The 16,652-nt window shown below is 70.8% G+C and carries 21 protein-coding genes; 10 read left to right on the top strand and 11 right to left on the bottom strand.

Annotation, left to right across the window (positions count from 1 at the left end; translation table 11 throughout):
* Position 1 precedes the first annotated feature (1 nt).
* Positions 2–631, bottom strand: a complete 630-nt coding sequence (locus AC0QU1_RS04405; protein WP_483574653.1) for a hypothetical protein — start codon at positions 629–631, stop codon at positions 2–4.
* 142 nt (positions 632–773) lie between these two features.
* Between AC0QU1_RS04405 and AC0QU1_RS04400 the strand changes: the two genes are divergently transcribed.
* From AC0QU1_RS04400 to AC0QU1_RS04370, 7 genes are all read left to right on the top strand, one after another.
* Positions 774–1,622, top strand: a complete 849-nt coding sequence (locus AC0QU1_RS04400) for a Wzz/FepE/Etk N-terminal domain-containing protein (protein WP_483574651.1) — start codon at positions 774–776, stop codon at positions 1,620–1,622.
* On the top strand, positions 1,619–3,031 hold the full coding sequence (locus AC0QU1_RS04395) for an O-antigen ligase family protein (RefSeq protein WP_483574649.1): 1,413 nt from the start codon (positions 1,619–1,621) through the stop codon (positions 3,029–3,031). Before AC0QU1_RS04400 ends, AC0QU1_RS04395 begins: the two co-directional genes overlap by 4 nt.
* Positions 3,028–3,681 carry a polysaccharide deacetylase family protein gene (locus AC0QU1_RS04390; RefSeq protein ID WP_483574647.1) on the top strand — a complete coding sequence of 218 codons (654 nt, stop codon included), beginning with the start codon at positions 3,028–3,030 and terminating at the stop codon, positions 3,679–3,681. The genes AC0QU1_RS04395 and AC0QU1_RS04390 overlap by 4 nt, the downstream gene beginning before the upstream one ends.
* The gene (locus AC0QU1_RS04385) at positions 3,681–4,607 is read left to right on the top strand and encodes a glycosyltransferase family 2 protein (protein ID WP_483574645.1); all 927 of its coding nucleotides are present in this window, start codon (positions 3,681–3,683) and stop codon (positions 4,605–4,607) included. The genes AC0QU1_RS04390 and AC0QU1_RS04385 overlap by 1 nt, the downstream gene beginning before the upstream one ends.
* Before the next feature lie 62 nt (positions 4,608–4,669).
* On the top strand, positions 4,670–5,485 hold the full coding sequence (locus AC0QU1_RS04380) for a glycosyltransferase (protein WP_483616384.1): 816 nt from the start codon (positions 4,670–4,672) through the stop codon (positions 5,483–5,485).
* Positions 5,486–5,562: 77 nt separating this feature from the next.
* Positions 5,563–6,351 carry a helix-turn-helix transcriptional regulator gene (locus AC0QU1_RS04375; protein WP_483574642.1) on the top strand — a complete coding sequence of 263 codons (789 nt, stop codon included), beginning with the start codon at positions 5,563–5,565 and terminating at the stop codon, positions 6,349–6,351.
* Between the two features lie 77 nt (positions 6,352–6,428).
* The gene (locus AC0QU1_RS04370) at positions 6,429–7,046 is read left to right on the top strand and encodes a LysE family translocator (RefSeq protein ID WP_483574641.1); all 618 of its coding nucleotides are present in this window, start codon (positions 6,429–6,431) and stop codon (positions 7,044–7,046) included.
* Between the two features lie 175 nt (positions 7,047–7,221).
* On the opposite strand, the gene AC0QU1_RS04365 is transcribed toward AC0QU1_RS04370, so the two are convergent.
* The 8 genes from AC0QU1_RS04365 to AC0QU1_RS04330 form a co-directional block, all read right to left on the bottom strand.
* A complete protein-coding gene (locus AC0QU1_RS04365; RefSeq protein ID WP_483574640.1) occupies positions 7,222–7,752 on the bottom strand; it encodes a class IV adenylate cyclase in 531 nt (176 codons plus the stop codon).
* 36 nt (positions 7,753–7,788) lie between these two features.
* Positions 7,789–8,871 (bottom strand): radical SAM protein, encoded by a 1,083-nt coding sequence (locus tag AC0QU1_RS04360; protein WP_483574638.1) that lies wholly within the window; start codon positions 8,869–8,871, stop codon positions 7,789–7,791.
* Between the two features lie 121 nt (positions 8,872–8,992).
* Positions 8,993–9,811 carry an HAD family hydrolase gene (locus AC0QU1_RS04355; RefSeq protein ID WP_483574637.1) on the bottom strand — a complete coding sequence of 273 codons (819 nt, stop codon included), beginning with the start codon at positions 9,809–9,811 and terminating at the stop codon, positions 8,993–8,995.
* Positions 9,808–10,128 (bottom strand): hypothetical protein, encoded by a 321-nt coding sequence (locus AC0QU1_RS04350; protein ID WP_483574635.1) that lies wholly within the window; start codon positions 10,126–10,128, stop codon positions 9,808–9,810. The genes AC0QU1_RS04355 and AC0QU1_RS04350 overlap by 4 nt, the downstream gene beginning before the upstream one ends.
* A complete protein-coding gene (locus AC0QU1_RS04345) occupies positions 10,125–10,424 on the bottom strand; it encodes a hypothetical protein (protein ID WP_483574633.1) in 300 nt (99 codons plus the stop codon). Before AC0QU1_RS04345 ends, AC0QU1_RS04350 begins: the two co-directional genes overlap by 4 nt.
* Positions 10,425–10,717: 293 nt before the next feature.
* A complete protein-coding gene (locus AC0QU1_RS04340; protein ID WP_483574631.1) occupies positions 10,718–11,179 on the bottom strand; it encodes a deaminase in 462 nt (153 codons plus the stop codon).
* Positions 11,180–11,189: 10 nt separating this feature from the next.
* On the bottom strand, positions 11,190–11,867 hold the full coding sequence (locus AC0QU1_RS04335) for a RibD family protein (protein ID WP_483574629.1): 678 nt from the start codon (positions 11,865–11,867) through the stop codon (positions 11,190–11,192).
* Positions 11,864–12,598 (bottom strand): helix-turn-helix transcriptional regulator, encoded by a 735-nt coding sequence (locus AC0QU1_RS04330; RefSeq protein ID WP_483574627.1) that lies wholly within the window; start codon positions 12,596–12,598, stop codon positions 11,864–11,866. The genes AC0QU1_RS04335 and AC0QU1_RS04330 overlap by 4 nt, the downstream gene beginning before the upstream one ends.
* 211 nt (positions 12,599–12,809) lie before the next feature.
* Between AC0QU1_RS04330 and AC0QU1_RS04325 the strand changes: the two genes are divergently transcribed.
* From AC0QU1_RS04325 to AC0QU1_RS04315, 3 genes are all read left to right on the top strand, one after another.
* A complete protein-coding gene (locus tag AC0QU1_RS04325) occupies positions 12,810–13,244 on the top strand; it encodes a helix-turn-helix domain-containing protein (RefSeq protein ID WP_483574625.1) in 435 nt (144 codons plus the stop codon).
* A 33-nt stretch (positions 13,245–13,277) separates the two neighbouring features.
* On the top strand, positions 13,278–13,730 hold the full coding sequence (locus AC0QU1_RS04320) for an SDR family NAD(P)-dependent oxidoreductase (protein WP_483574624.1): 453 nt from the start codon (positions 13,278–13,280) through the stop codon (positions 13,728–13,730).
* Between the two features lie 66 nt (positions 13,731–13,796).
* On the top strand, positions 13,797–14,048 hold the full coding sequence (locus AC0QU1_RS04315) for a hypothetical protein (RefSeq protein WP_483574623.1): 252 nt from the start codon (positions 13,797–13,799) through the stop codon (positions 14,046–14,048).
* A 111-nt stretch (positions 14,049–14,159) separates the two neighbouring features.
* Here the strand turns inward: AC0QU1_RS04315 and AC0QU1_RS04310 are convergent, their stop codons facing one another.
* Positions 14,160–15,077: a hypothetical protein gene (locus tag AC0QU1_RS04310; protein ID WP_483574621.1), complete on the bottom strand. Its 918-nt coding sequence runs from the start codon at positions 15,075–15,077 to the stop codon at positions 14,160–14,162.
* A gap of 244 nt (positions 15,078–15,321) precedes the next feature.
* Positions 15,322–16,578 carry a glycosyltransferase gene (locus AC0QU1_RS04305; protein ID WP_483574619.1) on the bottom strand — a complete coding sequence of 419 codons (1,257 nt, stop codon included), beginning with the start codon at positions 16,576–16,578 and terminating at the stop codon, positions 15,322–15,324.
* Positions 16,579–16,652 lie beyond the last annotated feature (74 nt).

The raw sequence follows: 16,652 nt of genomic DNA, 5'->3' as shown, positions 1-16,652 counted from the left end.
CTCAGCGCCGGGCGCGCGCCTCGGCCAGCACCACGACGGCGAGCGTGGCGCCGACGCCGAGCACGCCGGCCATCCCGACGCTCCGCGCCGTCGAGCCCTGCACCTGGTGCACGACCGTCGACTCGGGGGCCACCGTCACGCTGATGTCGTTGACGGGGGCCACACCGGCGTCGCGCTGCAGGCGGTCCAGCTCGTCGGCGATCTGGCCGACGATCGCGTTCTGCCGCGCCGCGACCTCCTCGGCCGTCGCGCCCACCACCTCGACGTACAGCACCTGCTGGGCGAAGTTGGTGGCCCACTGACCGCCCGTGTCCGGCAGCCGGATCGACCAGCCGTCGCGGACGCCCTCGCCGACGAGCGTCGCGTCGGGGGACGCGTACTTGGTGACCTCGGCCGGCCCGGAGACCGCCTTGGCCACCACGCCTGCCGTGATGATCAGGTCCTCGGAGGTGGTGCGCAGCGCGTTCGGGTACGCGGCGCTCGACGGCGCGAGGAACACCACCTGCGTGCGGCTCCAGTAGACGCCGTCGTCGAGCGTGGTGGCGTACATGACCCCGAGCGTCACGAGGGCACCCACCAGCAGGACGGGCCAGTGCCGCAGCGCCGCACGGACCAGGTCCCAGAGCGTCATCGGACCTCCGGCATTTCACGGGGCGGGCGAAAATCAGGAGTGGGCGAAATTCCGGCGGGAATCCCACATCTCATTCCTTTCCCCGCCTCCGGCACGATACCTTTGTCGAGCGCGGCGTGAAACGCCCGGAAAGGGTGAAGAAATGTCATTCCTCGACGTGATCGCAGCCCTGGGGCGCCGGTGGTGGGTGACGGTGGTCGGGCTGCTCGCGACCGCCGCCCTGGCGTGGGGCGCCACCGTGGTCGCCCCGCCGGTGTACACCGCCCGCGCGCTGGTCCTACTGGTGCCGTCCGAGCAGGCCGTCGGCGAGGGCGGCAACCCGTTCCTCGCGCTCGCCGGGCTCGACCTGCCCGCCCGCGTGGTGGTCGCGTACTACGAGAGCGACGTCGCCAAGGCCCGGTTCACGTCCGGCTCGCCCGACGCCGAGTACGTGGTGGCCATCGAGGAGTCCACGCGCGGGCCGGTGATCGCCGTCGACGTGACGGACGAGAGCCCGCAGCGCACGCTCGAGACGCTGGACCTGCTCACGGCGTCGATCCCCGTGGAGCTGCAGCGCCTCCAGGACGAGGTGGACGTGCCGCAGAACGCCATCATGTCCACGCTGGTGCTCGCCAAGGACGAGCGCACCGAGACCGACACGAGCGGCACGGTGCGGATGCTCATCGCGGCCGTGGCCGGCGGCCTCGTGGCGACCGGCGTCGCGGCCGTCGCCCTGGACGGGATCCTGCGCGGCCGGGAGCGGAACCGGCAGAAGCCGGCGGCGGGCGGGGCCGGCCGGACCGCCGCGCCGCAGGCCGCCGGGCGGCCCGCCGAGCCGGCGGCCTCGCCCGCCGCGAAGCCTGCCGAGCCGCCCGCCGGGCCCCTGTTCCCCGATCCGCCGCCGTCGTTCGCGCCGAGCGTGCCGCCACCGTGGCACAACCCGCCGCGGGACACCCGCGAGCGCCGCCCGGACGACGAGCCCGCCCGGGCGTCCAGCGCGGAGCCCCGGTGACCCTGACCCGGCCGGCGGTGTCGGTGCGTCATGCGGCGCCCATGCGGCACGCCGCGCCGGGTCCGGTGCTCCGCCGCGGTACGCACTTCGACGCCGTCACCTGGCTGTCGATCTACCTGGTGCTGCTGTTCGCCGTCCCGTCCAAGCTGGTCATCGGGCCGCTGGGCAGCGCGGGCGCGCCGTCGATGGTGTTCGGGCTCGGCAGCCTGCTGCTGTGGATCCTGGTGCGGGTGTCCGCCGCGCGGTCCACGTCGCCGCGGCTCCGGCCGATCCGGATAGCCCTCGGCCTGTTCCTGTTCGCGGTCGGGGTCACGTACGTGATCGCGATGTCGCGGCCGGTGGTGTCCACCGAGACGAGCCCGGCGGACGTCGCCGTGCTGGCGCTGCTGGCCTGGTCGGGCACGCTGCTCGTGGCGCACGACGGGATCGGCTCGCGGGTCCGGCTCGACGCGCTCGTGTGGCGGCTGGCGTTCGTGGGCGGGGTGCTGGCGCTGCTGGGGATCGCGCAGTTCGTGTTCGGCGAGCTGTTCGTGGACCGGCTCTCGGTGCCCGGCCTGACGCTCACCGCCCCGTACGAGCTCGGGGAGCGCGACGGGCGGATCCGCCCGCAGGGCCTGGCGACCCACCCGATCGAGTACGGCGTGCTCGTCACCATGCTGCTGCCGCTGGCGCTGCACGTGGGGTTCCAGCAGACGGCGCGCCACTGGCTGGTGCGGTGGGCCCCCGCGGCCGCGCTGCTCGCGCTCGTGCCGCTGACCGGCTCCCGCTCGGCGTACGTGGGTGTGGCGATCGGCGTCGTGATCATGCTGATCGGCTGGCCGTGGCCGCGGCGCCGGGTCATGCTCGCCGTCGTCGGCGTGGGTGCCGTTGCCGGGTTCGCGGTGGCGCCGAACATGCTGTCGTCGATCCTGCGGCTGTTCACGGGGGCCGCCGAGGACCCGAGCATCGCCTCCCGGACCGGCTCGTTCGAGCTGGTGGGCGAGTTCATCGCCCGCGACCCGCTGTTCGGCCGCGGGCTGGGCACGTTCCTGCCCACCTACCGGATCCTCGACAACCAGTACCTCCTGCTCCTGGTGACGGTCGGCGTGGTGGGCACGGCCCTGTACTGCTGGCTGGGGGTGGCGACGGTGCGGGTGCTGCTGCGCGCGCGGTCGATGAGCACCGACGCCCGGTCCAGGGACCTGGCGCTGGCCCTGACCGCCTCGGTCACGGTCGGGTTCGTCAGCATGAGCTTCTTCGACGCCTTCGCGTTCCCGATGACCATGGGCACGCTGTTTCTCCTGATCGGCCTCTCCGGCGCGCTGCGCGACCTCGAGGAAGCCAGGTCCGCCGCGCGCCGGGAATCACCCGGACAATCACCCGCGGCCGCATTACGCGGCGAGGGTCCGTCCACGACGATAAACAAATGATCAATCTCTGCTTTCACGGCATCGGCACGCCCCCGAAAGGCGTTCCGGCCGAGGAGGCCGCCTACTGGATCCGTGCCGACACGTTCCGCCGGGTGCTCGACCTGGTCGCCGAGCGTCCGGACGTGCGGCTCAGCTTCGACGACGGCAACACGTCCGACGTCGCCGTCGCGCTGCCGGAGCTGGCGGAGCGGGGGCGGGCCGCCGAGTTCTTCGTCATCGCGGGCCGCCTCGACAGCCCTGGCTACGTGTCGGCGGACGAGGTCCGCGCGCTGCGCAAGGCCGGGATGGGCGTCGGGTCGCACGGCATGCACCACCGTGTGTGGCGACGGCTGAGCGCCGCCGACCAGCACGAGGAGCTCGTGGTCGCCCGCCGCCGGCTGGAGGAGACCCTGGGCGAGCCGGTGAGCACGGCGGCCTGCCCGCTCGGCCGGTACGACCGCGCGACGCTCGCCGCGCTGCGCCGGCTGCGCTACGACCGCGTCTACACCAGCGACCGGGCGCTGGCCCGGCCGGGCACGTGGCGGCAGGCCAGGTTCAGCCTCCGCGCCACGGACGGCGCCGACGACGTCGCCGGCTGGCTGCGGCACGGCGACCGGTACACCACCCGGGTCAAGGACTCGGCCCGGACCTTCGTCAAGGGGCTGCGCTGATGGCCGGCCCGCGGCACGACGGCGAGGCCGGGACCGAGGTCGCCGCCGTCGTCGTCACCTACAACAGCGCGCGCCACGTCGGGGCGCTGCTGGACAGTCTGCCCGCCGCGTTCGGCGACGTCGCCTACCGGACCGTGGTGGTGGACAACGGCTCGACCGACGGGACGCTCGCCCTGCTGCGGCAGCGGGACGACTGCCTCGTGGTCGAGAGCGTGAACGACGGGTACGGGGCGGGCATGAACCGCGCCGTGCGGCATGCACCCCCGAGTGAGGCGATCCTGGTGCTCAACCCGGACGTCGAGCTCGACGCCCACGCCGTGCCGCGAATGCTGCGGGTGCTGCGCCGGCCCGGCGTCGGCATCGTGGCGCCGCGCACGCGCGAGGCCGACGGGAGCCTGTCCCCCACGCTGCGCCGGACGCCGTCCGTGGCCCGGGCGGGCGGGCTCAGCTTCACCGGCGTCCCGCTGTTCACCGAGCGCATCGAGGACGAGCGGGCCTACGCCGACGAGCACGCCGTCGACTGGGCGGTCGGCGCGATCTGGCTCGTGACGCGGGAGTGCTTCGACGCGGTGGACGGGTTCGACGAGTCGTACTTCCTGTACTCGGAGGAGACCGACTTCGCGCTCCGCGCCCGGGACCGCGGCTGGACCACGGTGTACACGCCGGAGGCGGGCGCGATGCACGTGGGCGGCGGATCGGGGACGAGCCACGAGACGCACACGATGCAGATGCTGAACCGGGTGCGGCTGATCAGGCGCCGTCGGGGCACCGGTGCGGCGTGGTTGTACTACACGCTGACCCTGCTCGTGGAGCTGCGGCGCGGGCTGCTGGGGCACCGCGCGTCGTGGCCGACGCTGCGCGCGCTGGTGCGGCCGGGGCTGCGGCCGGCGGTGCTCGGGGCCAGTGATGCGGTGCTGCCGCGATGAGTGAGGGCGCGTCGGGGCCAGGCGTGCCCGGGGCTGGTGAGCCCGGGCCGCCCGTCGCATCGGTGATCATTCCCGCACACAACGAGGAGCGAACGATCGGCCGGCTCCTTGAGGCGCTGTGCGCCACGCCGGGTCGGTTCGAGACGGTCGTCGCGTGCAACGGCTGCACGGACGGCACGGCGGCCGTCGCCGCCCGCTACCCGGTCACCGTGCTCGACCTGCCCGAACCCTCCAAGGCCCGCGCCCTGCGCGCCGCCGACCAGGTGGCCACGGCCTTCCCGCGGGTGTACCTGGACGCCGACGTCGAGATCACCGCCGACGGCGTGGCGCGGCTCGCGGCAACGGTGGGGCGCGATGGCATCGCCGTCGCCGCCCCGCGCCGGACCATGCCCCGCACGGGGGTCACGCTGCTCGCCCGCTGGTACTACGACGTCTGGGAGGAGCTGCCCGCCGTGCGCGCGGGTCTGTTCGGGCGCGGCGTCCTGGCGGTGTCGCGTGACGGCGCCCGCCGGGTCGCCGCGCTGCCCGAGGTGATGGCGGACGACCTGGTGCTCTCGGAGGCGTTCGCGCCCGCCGAGCGCGCCGTCGTGCAGAACGTCGCGGTGGTCGTGCACCCGGCGCGCACGCTGCGCGACGTCGTCCGACGGCGGACGCGCGTGACGACCGGCAACGTCCAGGCGGACCGGGCGGGCCTGCGGGGGCCGGACGCGCGCACGACGCTCGGCGACCTCTGGCGGGTGGTCCGGGAACGGCCGGCGCTGGCGGTGAAAGCGCCGGTGTTCGTCGGGGTCGTACTCGCGGGGCGGGTGCGGGCGCGTCGAGCGGTGCGGGCGGGGGACTTCTCGACGTGGGAGCGGGACGTGAGCTCGCGGGTGTGAGGGGCACCGCGCCGCGTAGCCTGGGATGCCATCGGCACCGCTCGCACCCGGTGTCGGGACTCGGCGGAGGAGGTCGCGTGGCGGAGTTCGGGCGCAGCACCACGCTGCCTCATCTGGAGGCCCGGCGTTCGTGCCAGGAGAACTCGTCCTATCGGCAGCATGCCCACGACGCGTTCTCGATAGGCGCGATCGACGCGGGAAGTTCGGTGCTGACCGGCTCGCTCGACGGAACGATCCGTCTGGAGGTGGGTGACGTCGTCGTCATCCCGGCCGGCCAGGTGCACGCCTGTAATCCGGACGAAGGCCGTTGGCTGTACCAGATGATCCACATGGATCAGGACTGGGCGGTCTCTCTCGCGCCGGACCAGGAGGCGAGCCGCCTGTTCCACGGGATCAGAGTGCTGCCGCGTCCGGACCTGCATGCCCGGGTCAGCGCCCTGAGCGACGCGGTCTTCACCGACGAGGCCCGTGAACCACTCGAGTCGCGGTTGGCCGGCTTGTTCGCAGAGATCGAGGCCGCCGCGCCTGCGCATCGTGCGGCCAGTGATGCCGACCCCGAGCTGCTCGGCCGGCTCGCTCCGGTCATGGATCGGCTTCGCTCAGACGATTCGAATCCGGCTCTCGACGAACTGGCCGGACTGGTCGGCATGACGAAGTATCAGCTCGTCCGTGCGATGCGACGCGCTACGGGGCTCTCGCCACTGGCCTGGCGGCAGAACGCCCGCATCGTCCAGGCACGACACATGCTGCGTGACGGGCGGCCGATCGCCGAGACCGCGCACGCGCTGGGGTTCACCGACCAGAGCCACTTCCACCGCGTCTTCCGCGCACACGTCGCGGCCTCGCCCGGCACGTACCGGGGCTGACTGCAAGAACGTACAAGACCACGGCACGCGCCGCCCTGGATGCTCGACGGGTTGATCGTCAGGCAGACAGAGGAGAGATGGAACAGTTCGTCGCCGTCGCCGTCGCGCACTTCCTGGCGCTGTTGATCCCCGGCGTCGACTTCTTCCTCATCGCCCGCACGGCGATGACCAGCGGATGGCGCAACGCCACCGGGGCATGCCTGGGCATCGCCACCGCGAACGGGATATTCATCACCGCCGCGTTCTCCGGCGTCTCGCTCATCGCGCACCCCCTGCTGCTCGACGCGATTCAACTCATCGGCGGCGGCTTCGTGATCTTCATCGGCGTGACGTTCCTCGGTTCGCGAGCGCGGATCGACCTCGACCACGACCCGAGAATCCAGCGCACGACCTGGCTGCGGAACTACGGTCTTGGTCTTGCCTCTGGCCTGCTGAACCCGAAGAACGCCCTGTTCTACGTCAGCCTCGCCGCCGCGGTCGGGGCCGCCACGCCGTTGACGCTCGTGTTCTACGGCGCCTGGATGTTCTCCGTCGTCCTGGTCTGGGATGTGTTCGTCGCCGTGGTCCTCGGTTCCCGCCGGGCCCTTGCCCGTATGGATCGCATCCTGCCGTGGCTCACCAGGATCGCGGGCGCCTTCCTCGTCCTGTTCGGGGGCGGGATGATCGTTGCCCTGGGTGTTCAGCGGCTGGGGTAGCGGGGACGGACGTCAGCTTGCGGGTGTGAGTTGGCAGGGCACCTGCCGGGATTCCCGGCCGCCGAACCGCAACTTGGTCGTCTGTGCCGTCGCCGAACCGAAGCGACACGCCGATGCTTCGAACCGTCCCGGCGCGTCGTTGCGGTTCGGCGACCAGAGCGCACCAGATCTGGTCTCAGAAGCGGAGGTCGGGGATGGTGGTGAGGTCGATGCCGTAGCGGGCGTAGACCTTGAGGGTGTTCTCGCCGGTCAGGTCGGCTTCGGTGTAGCCGAGCAGGGCCGCGACGCGGATCACGTCCTGGGCCGAGGCGGCTTCGATCTCCAGGTAGGTGGGGATGCGTGGCCAGGTGTCGATCTCGACCTGGGCGCCGTCCAGCAGGAAGCTGACCCGCTTGTTCTCCTGGTAGGACTTGGCGGTGAAGCCGAGCAGGCCGAGCAGTGTGTTCGTCTGGTCGAAGTCGTCCACGACGACCTCGGTCTCGTGGGTGCCGTCGATCGCGTCGCTGCGGATCTCCTTGACCGTCAGCGTGACCTGCTGGCCGGTGTCGCGCAGCCGGATCCACTTGGACAGGTCGCCGGGCACGATGTCGTAGACGTAGCGGCGCATGAACTTCTCGCCGACCTTGCGGCCGCCCTTGTCGAGGATGGTCTGCTCGACGGCGGCGGGGTCGATGTCCAGGATCTTGCCCTCGTGCTCGATCGGCATGGGTGGGTCCCTTCGTGCTGGTCAGTGGTGCCGTGATCAGGTGGCTGTGCGGGTTGTGAGCTCGCGGTACTCGGCCTTGCGCAGGTCGAGGATCTCGTCGCGCAGGCCGCTGGCGAGGAACTCGTCGATGGGCTGGCACAGGTCCATGCGTTGGATGCAGACGCCGACCTGGTACTGGCCGTCGCGATCGTAGTAAAGGCGTACGCCGTAGAACCCTTCCTCGCAGTCGGTGTCGTTGTTGAACTGGCAGCCGGCACAGGTCTTGGGCAGCCGGACCGGTCGGATCTGCTTGAAGTACACGCGCCGCCCGTCGGGTAGCCGGTAAGCGGTGCGTGACCCCGACACGCCGGCGGTGACGTAGTTGGCCTCCGGTACCGCACCGCGCTGGGCAAGGATCTGCTCGATAGCGTTCACCGAGGCGGCGCCGTGGTCGAGCGAGTTGAGCAGGCGGACGGTCAGGTGGGGCGAGTACTCGTCCAGGAGCCGGTGCACCCGCGGCGCGTGGCTGTCGTCCAGGACGACGATGTTGGCGCTGGCCTTGACGCCCCGTTCCTCGCACGCGCTGATCGAGCGGTGCAGTTCCTTGATCTTGCGTTCGGCGAGCTTCGGGTTGCGGTACTTGGCGTGCTGGACCTCGGCCAGCTCGTTGGCGGTCGTGCCGAAGATGGAGAAGTTGACCCGGTCCAGTCCTGCGTCGGCGCAGTCCGGCAGGACGTTGCCGCCGTTCTCGCCGTTCGATGTCATGCCGACCGTGTATCCGGCTTCGACCGCGATCCTGGTCAGGTCTGCCACGCCAGGGTGCAGGGTCGGTTCGCCGCCGGTCAGGTGGACCTCGGTCAGGTCCAGGGCGTCGTGCAGGTCTGCGAGGACTTTCCCGAACCGCTCGTCAGCCGGGATCGGCGCGGGGAGGAACGTGGCGCCGTTCGTGGCGGCGTAGATCGACATGCGCCCGCTCGGGCCGCCGATGGTGAAGGTGCCGGCCGTGCGGTTCCGGTTGTCTGCGGCGACCGGTGTGCCTTCGTTGTGGCAGAACGTGCAGGTCAGACCGCAGGTGTCGCCGATCTTGACGCGCAGGGTGGTGTCGGGCTCGACGTACGTGGGGATTCCGGGCAAGGTCATTGCGTAGTCCCTTTCGTCGTGCGTAATGGATCCAGGCGGGCCGTCTTGGGCGCGTCGGAGCGCACCGGGGCCGGTATGGCTCACGCGGCGGAGTGGGGAGCGGCGGCTCAGGATGTGGGCGTCACGGCACCGCCCCCGTGCGCAGCGCGTCCAGCACGGCGGCGGCGCCGTGCTCGTCGAGGGTGCCGGTGACGTCGCCGGCCATCTCACGCACGACTGCCGGGGCGTGTCCCATCGCGACGCCGCGGGCGGCCCAGGACAGCATCTCCAGGTCGTTCTCCCCGTCGCCGACGGCGACCGTTCGGGTCGACTCGACGCCGAGATTGGCTCGCACCTTCTCCAACGCGGTCGCCTTGCTCAGACCGGGCGCGGTGACGTCCACCCAGCCGGCACCTGCCGGGGTAGCGGTGACGCCGACGGCGCGCACCGGGTCGAGGAGACGCTCGGCGTCCGGGCCCTGGAGGATCAGTCGTGTCGTGGGCTGGCTACCAAGCTGATCGGGCGACACGATCTGCTGGGCGCCGTTGACCTCGCCCGGCCCGAACACATGGGTGACGTCGTAGCCCCGCCCTACCCGCTCCGCGGCGATCCGGATGCCGGGAAAGGCGGCACGGGCGAGCTGCACGACGGGCGCCGGATCGAAGCTCTGCGCGTCCTCCAGTACGTAGCCATCAGGTGTCGCTCCGTCCAGGCGGGCAGTGACCCCGCCGTTGGAGGCGACCAGCCAGCCGTCGGTCAGCCCCAGCCCGTGGGCGATGGCCAGCACACCGGCCAGGGATCGCCCAGAGGCAAGCACCACATGGTGCCCATCGGCGAGAACACGAGCCACGGCGATGCGCACCTCGTCCGGTATCTGCGTTGTTCCCGGAGCCACAAGCGTGCCGTCGATGTCGAGAGCGATCAGGGCCGTCCGGCTCTCGAGGGTGTCCTGACGACTCATGGCTGTTCCTGCTTCCGGGTCTCGGGGCTCGCGATCACGATGCAGGCTGCGCCGTGCGCTTGGAGGTCCAGCGCGACCCGGGCCTGGGCGTCGGCCATGCGCACGCCGTCGGGGATCAGCACGAACCGTGCTTCGGTGGCTAGCACGTCCGCGACGAGCTGGCTGATCGTGAACCCGTCGAACCGGTCGGTCATGATTCGTTCCAGTGCCAGCCCTTCGACCTGGGCGTGGTGGGTCACGAGGTCGCGCTGACGATCCAGTGCTGCATGGTCGGGGCCGCTGACGTACCCGATCGCGGTCGGGCGGGTGCCGGTCACTGGATCGCTCCGGTCAGAGTGCGCAGGGCTCCACGGACCTGGACCTCCAGGCCGTCCAGTACACCCGTCCACAGGGTGTGCCCGGGGACGAACATGCGCTGGTCGATCGGGAAGTCCAGGCCAAGGGTCCGTGCGATCGCCTCACCGTCGGCGAGAACCCTGGGCTGGAGGCAGACACGGTCGCGTGTAAACGTGACCAGTTCGATGCGGTCCTGCCCGACCGTCTCGGTAATGCCGATGACGACGCGAAGGGCGGTGTCCAGTCGCTTACTGCCCTCGGGTTCGGTGGTCCTCATCAGGCTCCCCTGCCTTCGCACTCATGTGTCGTGGAAGTGACCGCGAGCGAGCGACGACCGTGTGATGGGCGTCGCCCGCCCGCTTGCCTTCATCGAATCCGAGGCGGGTGTTCGCGCCCATTGCACGGGCGCCGCAGTCCTGTCGCAGCGCTGTAGCACCGCGTCCCTGACCTGCACGAACAGCGTCGGATCTAGAGGGCCGCGGCATGGTCCGGGGCAGCAAAGAACCCCCGACCCGGTACAGGTCAGGGGTCGGTTGCCGGTCCGTTCGCTCTGTCAGCGACTGGCAGGTACTAGCCGATCAGGTGCCGGTTCGGCTCGCGCGCTGCGTCGGCCAGGTCGGTCAGCTCACGTACCTCACGCCCGGCAGCGCGCAACGTCTCGGCGCCGACGCAGTCGACGAACAGGTCCGGCTCGCGCCAGGCGTACACGATCCGCGGGATGCCCGCGTTCAGGATGTGCTGGGTGCACGTGATCGGTCGTGAGGCCCGGCTGCTGCACGGTTCCAGCGAGGTGTAGATCGTGGCACCACCCAGCAGAGGGCGATCGGCCTCGGCAACATCGGCCAGCGCGGCCTCCTCGGCGTGCTCGTGGGGATCGCTGCGCCGTGACCACCCCGCACCGAGCACAGCCCCGTCGTCCGCGACGACGATCGCGCCGACCGAGAACGCCGTCTCGGACGGCGGGCATCGCCACGCCAGGCCGATGGCCTGCTCCAGCAGCTCCCGATCCCGGGACCCCGTGGCGTCGCTCATCGTGTGCTGCTCACCGCTGCGGGAGGTAGCGCAGCAGCACGCAGTCACCGATGGCCCGCGCCTCGGCCAGGACCATCCGGTGCTTGCTGTCCTGCGGGAACCCAGCCGGATTGACGAAGCGCGGGGCCCGCGCGTCACCGACGAAGAACGGTGCGAACACCACATGCAGTTCGTCCACCAGCCCAGCGGACAGGAACATCGTGTGGACCGTGCCCCCGCCCTCGATCATCAGCCGACCCACACCACGCGCCGCCAGGTCATCCAGGATCTGGGCCGGGTCCACGTCGTCCGCCAGCCCAACCACTGTGGCGGCGGTGCCCATCCGGTCGGACAAGCCCGGTGCGGCTGCGGCTGGGGTGTAGACGACCTTGTCGATGGCGCCGGCCGTGAAGAACTTCGCCTCCGGATCCAGGTCCCCGCTCGCGGTGATCGTGACCTTGATCGGCGACTCCGGCAGCCCCTCGGCGACCCGCTTCGCCCGGCGCTCTTCGGACCGGACCAGCAGACGAGGGTTGTCGGCCCGGATCGTGCTGGCCCCGACCAAGATCGCATCGACCCCTGCCCGCACACTGTCGACCCGGTCGAAGTCCTCGTCGTTGGACAACAGCAGCCGCTCAGGCGTGGCGTCGTCGATATAACCGTCAAGGCTCACCGCGACGGAGAGCACGACATACGGACGGCTGGTCAATTTCGAGCCTCCACCTTCATCGAGACAATGCGCTCCACGAGCATGCCGTACTGCGCCGAGTTCTCACAGGCCGCGATCTCGTCCAGAACCGGCTCGGCAAGTCCACCACGCTGACGCGGGTCAGCGCGCATCTGCTCAAAGCAACGACTGGCAGTACCACCGGTGCGAGGAAACGGCACGATCGTCCCTCCCGCCTGCCGCGCCAGCGCCACCTCCGCAGCAGTCCCCGCACCACCACCGACGACAAGAAACAAGTCCGCACCCCGGACCACGTTCTCCCTACCGAACAGCGCGGTAGTCATGCTGAAGCCCGAGGGGCGGAACTGGTCGGCCACATACGTCATGACCTCGATACCCACCCCGACCGGCCCGTGGTTGACCTCAAGATTCTGCGCCACCACCAACCGGGCCAGCTCCGCCACCGTCGCATCGATCAGCGCACCGTCGGTGCCAGCCGCCCGGCTTCCACAGATCGCGACACGCAACCGGGACGGGTCGCGGTCACCAGCGTCGGCCTGCTCCTCGACATTACGGATCATCACGTCCAGGTCATCCACCGAAACCTGAAGAACACCGGCCAGCCGCGGCCGGAACCACGCCAAAGGCTGAGTCCCGCCCGACTCCCACCGGGCAATCGTGGTGCGCTCGACCCCAAGCCGCTCGGCCAGCGCCTCCTGGCTCAACCCCAGTGCCCGACGCCGATTGGCAAGCCGGTCACGTCGCCGCTTCATCCCGCTCCCACCATCCGAAGATCCCGGAACGCGCACCGCGACGTCCGTAGGAACAACGATCCCGCATCCTCCCTGTGAACACCAGCAACCATGCCGCCCACACTTCAGAAACATGTGGACATCGCCGCGCCAGCTCACACCTCCCGCGCGTCATAAATGAAAGCGTGTGACAGTTATAACTGTCAGAACAAGTCCCTGCGGGAGGGTCGCGATGTCTACCACGTTGCGCGAGAACGTGTTCGCCGATGAGCACCAAAGAGCTGAAGCGGGACGACTCGCGGAGCACCTTGAGGTGTCCATCTCGACTACCAATGCCGAAGTTGCGTTGCCCGACGACCCTCACCTGTCCAGGGACTTCAGTCAGTTCCTGGCCGCCGTGCTCCAACAGGTCGCCGCAGGTGGAACTGTCATCGTCGGGTCGCTGCCAGACGAGCTGACGACTTCGGTCGCAGCCAAGCAACTGGGCGTCAGCCGGACGACCCTGATGAAGCACATCCGCAGCGGGCGCCTGCCGTCCCACAAGGTCGGCACCCACACCCGCGTGAAGACCAAGGACCTCCAGACCTTCCATCGCGAGCTCATCGCGGATCAGCGCAAGGCGCTTGAGGAGCTGCTTGCACTTGAGGATGACCTCCGTCTGCGATGACGACGACTTCCCTACGTGGAGTACAAAGGTCCCATGGACAAGCCGGTAGCCATCGTCTCCGGCGGCGCCGGCGGTCTGGGCAGCCACGTCGTCTCGGCGCTGCTCCCGCTCGGCTTCCACGTCGTCATCGGCGACGTCGACGCCGAAGCTGGCGAGCGCCAGGTGCGCACCATCAAGGAGCAAGACGGCACCGCCATCTTCGTGCACACCGACGTCTCGGACGCCGACCAGGTCACCGAGCTGGTGCACGCCGCCGATCGGCTCGGACCGCTAAAGGCGCTGGTCAACAACGCCGGCGGATGGCTCCCCGGGCCGCAGTACCCGGCCGGCGAGGACTGGCGACGGAGCATCGACCTCAACCTGGTGATGCCCATGCTGGCCACCCAGCTCAGCCTGCCGCTGATGGCCGCGGCGGGGGGCGGCTCGGTCGTCAACGTGGCGTCCAGCGGTGGCTGGGAGTCCACGCCGTACGGGTCCCCGGAGTAGGGGGCGGCCAAGGCGGGACTGATCCGGTTCACCACCGCCCTGGTCGATGCTGCGGCCGAGCACTCCGTGACCGTCAACTGCGTGGTGCCGCACTGGATCGGGCTCCCGCGGGCCGTGCGCGAGTTCGACCGGCTGACCCCCGAGGAGCAGCGGCGCAGCGGCGGACTCATCGACCCCGCACTCATCGCCGCGACGATCGTCGAGCTGCTGACCAACCCGGCGGCGACAGGCCGGGTGGTGATTCTCCGCGCCGGCCATCAGCCCTACCAGGTGGACCCGGCCGCAGCGGATCCCCTGTGGACCGGCCCACCCTCCTGACCTTCGCCACCGAGCCGGAAGCCGTCAGGACGGGTGCGGCAGCACCCAAGCAGTGCGTCGCGCGAAAACGTGCTCGCCGATGAGCACCACATCACGCAAGCCCAGGAGCAGCTAGTTGCCGCTCCCGCCGCACTCGATCGCGGCCCCGGGCGTCGTCCGCCCATTGCGCACCGTCACGACGTGCGCCTGCCAGGCGCTCAGCGCCGAGCACAGCACGTCCACCGGCCCGTAGCCCCAGGTATCGCGCACGATTTGGAGATTGCGCACCGTTCCAGGCGTGCCCGCGCGGAACGAGTAGCCGCCGCCCTCGACCAGGAGCCCGTCGACGGTCAGCGCCGTGTTGCCCTGTCCGCTCGGGTAGAAGAACGGGGCAGTCCCGTAGCAGTCGGCCCGTTCGCGCATGACGATCCGCGTCGTCCGCACCGTCACGCTGCCCCCGCCGTAGCCCTGGATGCCGTCGCCGTGCCAGTCCTGGCAGATCTCGGGCGGCACCACTCGGATGTACGACCGCTCGACGACGACGTCGCCGCACTTCTTGGCGCCCACCCGAATGCCCTCGGGAGTGCCGTCGATGACCACGTTGCGCGCCGTGAAGCCGCCCGTCCCGATCACCGGAAGGTCGGTGTCACGCGTCGGCGCTGACCCTGGCACGAACTCGGACGCCTCGACCACCAGGCCCGAACCGCAGGCGTCGCCCGGGTCGTTCACCACCTTCGAGCCCACCGCGTGCACCCGCCGCAGCGTCACGTTCTTCCCCGTCACGTAGATGGTGCCGTTCGTGATCCGCAGGTCCTCGACCACGGTCCCCGCGGCGCGGATCCACAGGTCCCCGGTGTGCGTGCGCTTCGGCGTCCAGCCCTCGGGCAGCCCGGCGCTCGTGGCCGTGGGGAACGTGATCGGCGTGGCGGCTCCAGCCGCGGGAGTACCCGCCGACGGCGCGCCCCCAGGCGAGGCCGACGGACCGGAGGCGGCCGGATCGGACGCCGTCGGACCGGACGCCGGTGAGCTGGACGCTGACGAATCGGACACTGACGAATCGGACGGAGACGAATCAGGCGCAGCAGAATCAGGCGCACCGGAATCGGACGCAGAAAGCTCGGACGCAGCCGGATCAGACGCCTCCGGCCCGCCCAGGAGCCTGCCCGGAGGCGCCGCGGCAAGCGTGGTGAGCCCAGCGGTGAGCAGCGCGCCGACGAGCCACCGGAGCGCCGTCCGCCAGGACGGAGAACCCATGCGATCCATCCTGGCACGCCCATCCGGTTCGCTCATCCGCTCACCTCCGCTCGACGGCGGGATGCCGCGCCGCGACCTCCTCGTAGAGGTCGGCCATCCGGTCGATCCGGCGGTCCCACAGGTGGGTGGCCGCCACATGCTCGCGGGCCGCGCGCCCCATCCGCCGCCGCAGGCCCGCGTCGGTGGCCAGCGGCCGGACCGCCGCCGCCACGTCCCGTGCGAGCTGCTCCGGCGACTCGGCGGGCACCCGCACGGCGCACGCGTCGGAAACGTTCGCGCCCGGCCCGCCGCGGTCGCACACGACCAACGGCAGCCCGTACGCCATCGCCTCCAGGACCACGGCGCCGCCCGGCTCCCGGTAGCTCGGGAAGACGAAGACGTCGGCGCGCTCGTAGAACCGGTCGACCTCCGCACGGGGCACGGCACCGTGCACGGTCACACGGTCGGTCAGGTCCAGCTCACGCACCAGGTCCTCGCACGCCTGGCGGTCGTTGCCGTCGCCGACGAGGTCGAGCACCACCGGCAGGTCACGCAACCGTGCCATGGCGCGGATCGCGTCACGCGCCCCCTTGGTGCGCACCAGGCGGCCGACGTGCAGCAGCCGCACCGGACCCGAACGGCCCGTGCGGTCCACCTCCGGCCGGACGCCGTGCACCGCCACGTCGCTGAGCGTCTCGTACCGGCGCAGCGTGAGGTCGCAGAGCAGCTCACGCACGTACGGCGCGATGCCCACCACGCAGTCCGCGGACTCGTAGGTCGAGCGCAGGAGCGGGTCGTGCCGCAGCCGGAACCCGTCCAGGCGCCGCAGCCGCTGGTACCACGGGGTGGCCCCCTCCTCGCCGACGAACGCGGGCGGGGACGTCAGGCTGCCGCCCACCGGGCCGACCACCAGGGGCAGCCCCAGGCCGACGACGGGCGACGGATAGCGCAGCGCCACCGGCGTCGCCTGATGTGCCACGTCGAACCGCTCACCCGCCGCGAGCCGCCATCGGACATAGCGCCGGGCGCGGGACCAGAACGGCACGTACGCCGGCTGGAGCAGGCTGTTCAGGCGTTCCGCCCGGTGCACGAGCGGCGGCTCCGGCCACTCCACGACGTTCGTGTCGGGGAGCTGCTGCGACGGCGGCACGTGGCCCCGCTTGTACGTCGAGAGGAGCGTCACGCGGAAGCGCTGCGACAGCAGGTGCGCCCACTGGTAGGCGAGCCAGGACTCGCCGACGTCGTTCCCGTCGCACGCGGGTGCGACCAGCAGCACGCTCCGCACGCGCGCGTGCCCGACCCGTTCGCCTGAGACCATGACCCGATGGTGGCGTGTCGGGCATTCCAGCGGCACCCCACGAGCGGGTGAGTACCCGGGTGAGAAATGCATAC

It is taken from the genome of Promicromonospora noduliphila (assembly GCF_056951025.1).
This window is presented reverse-complemented; position numbering and strand designations above follow the sequence as displayed.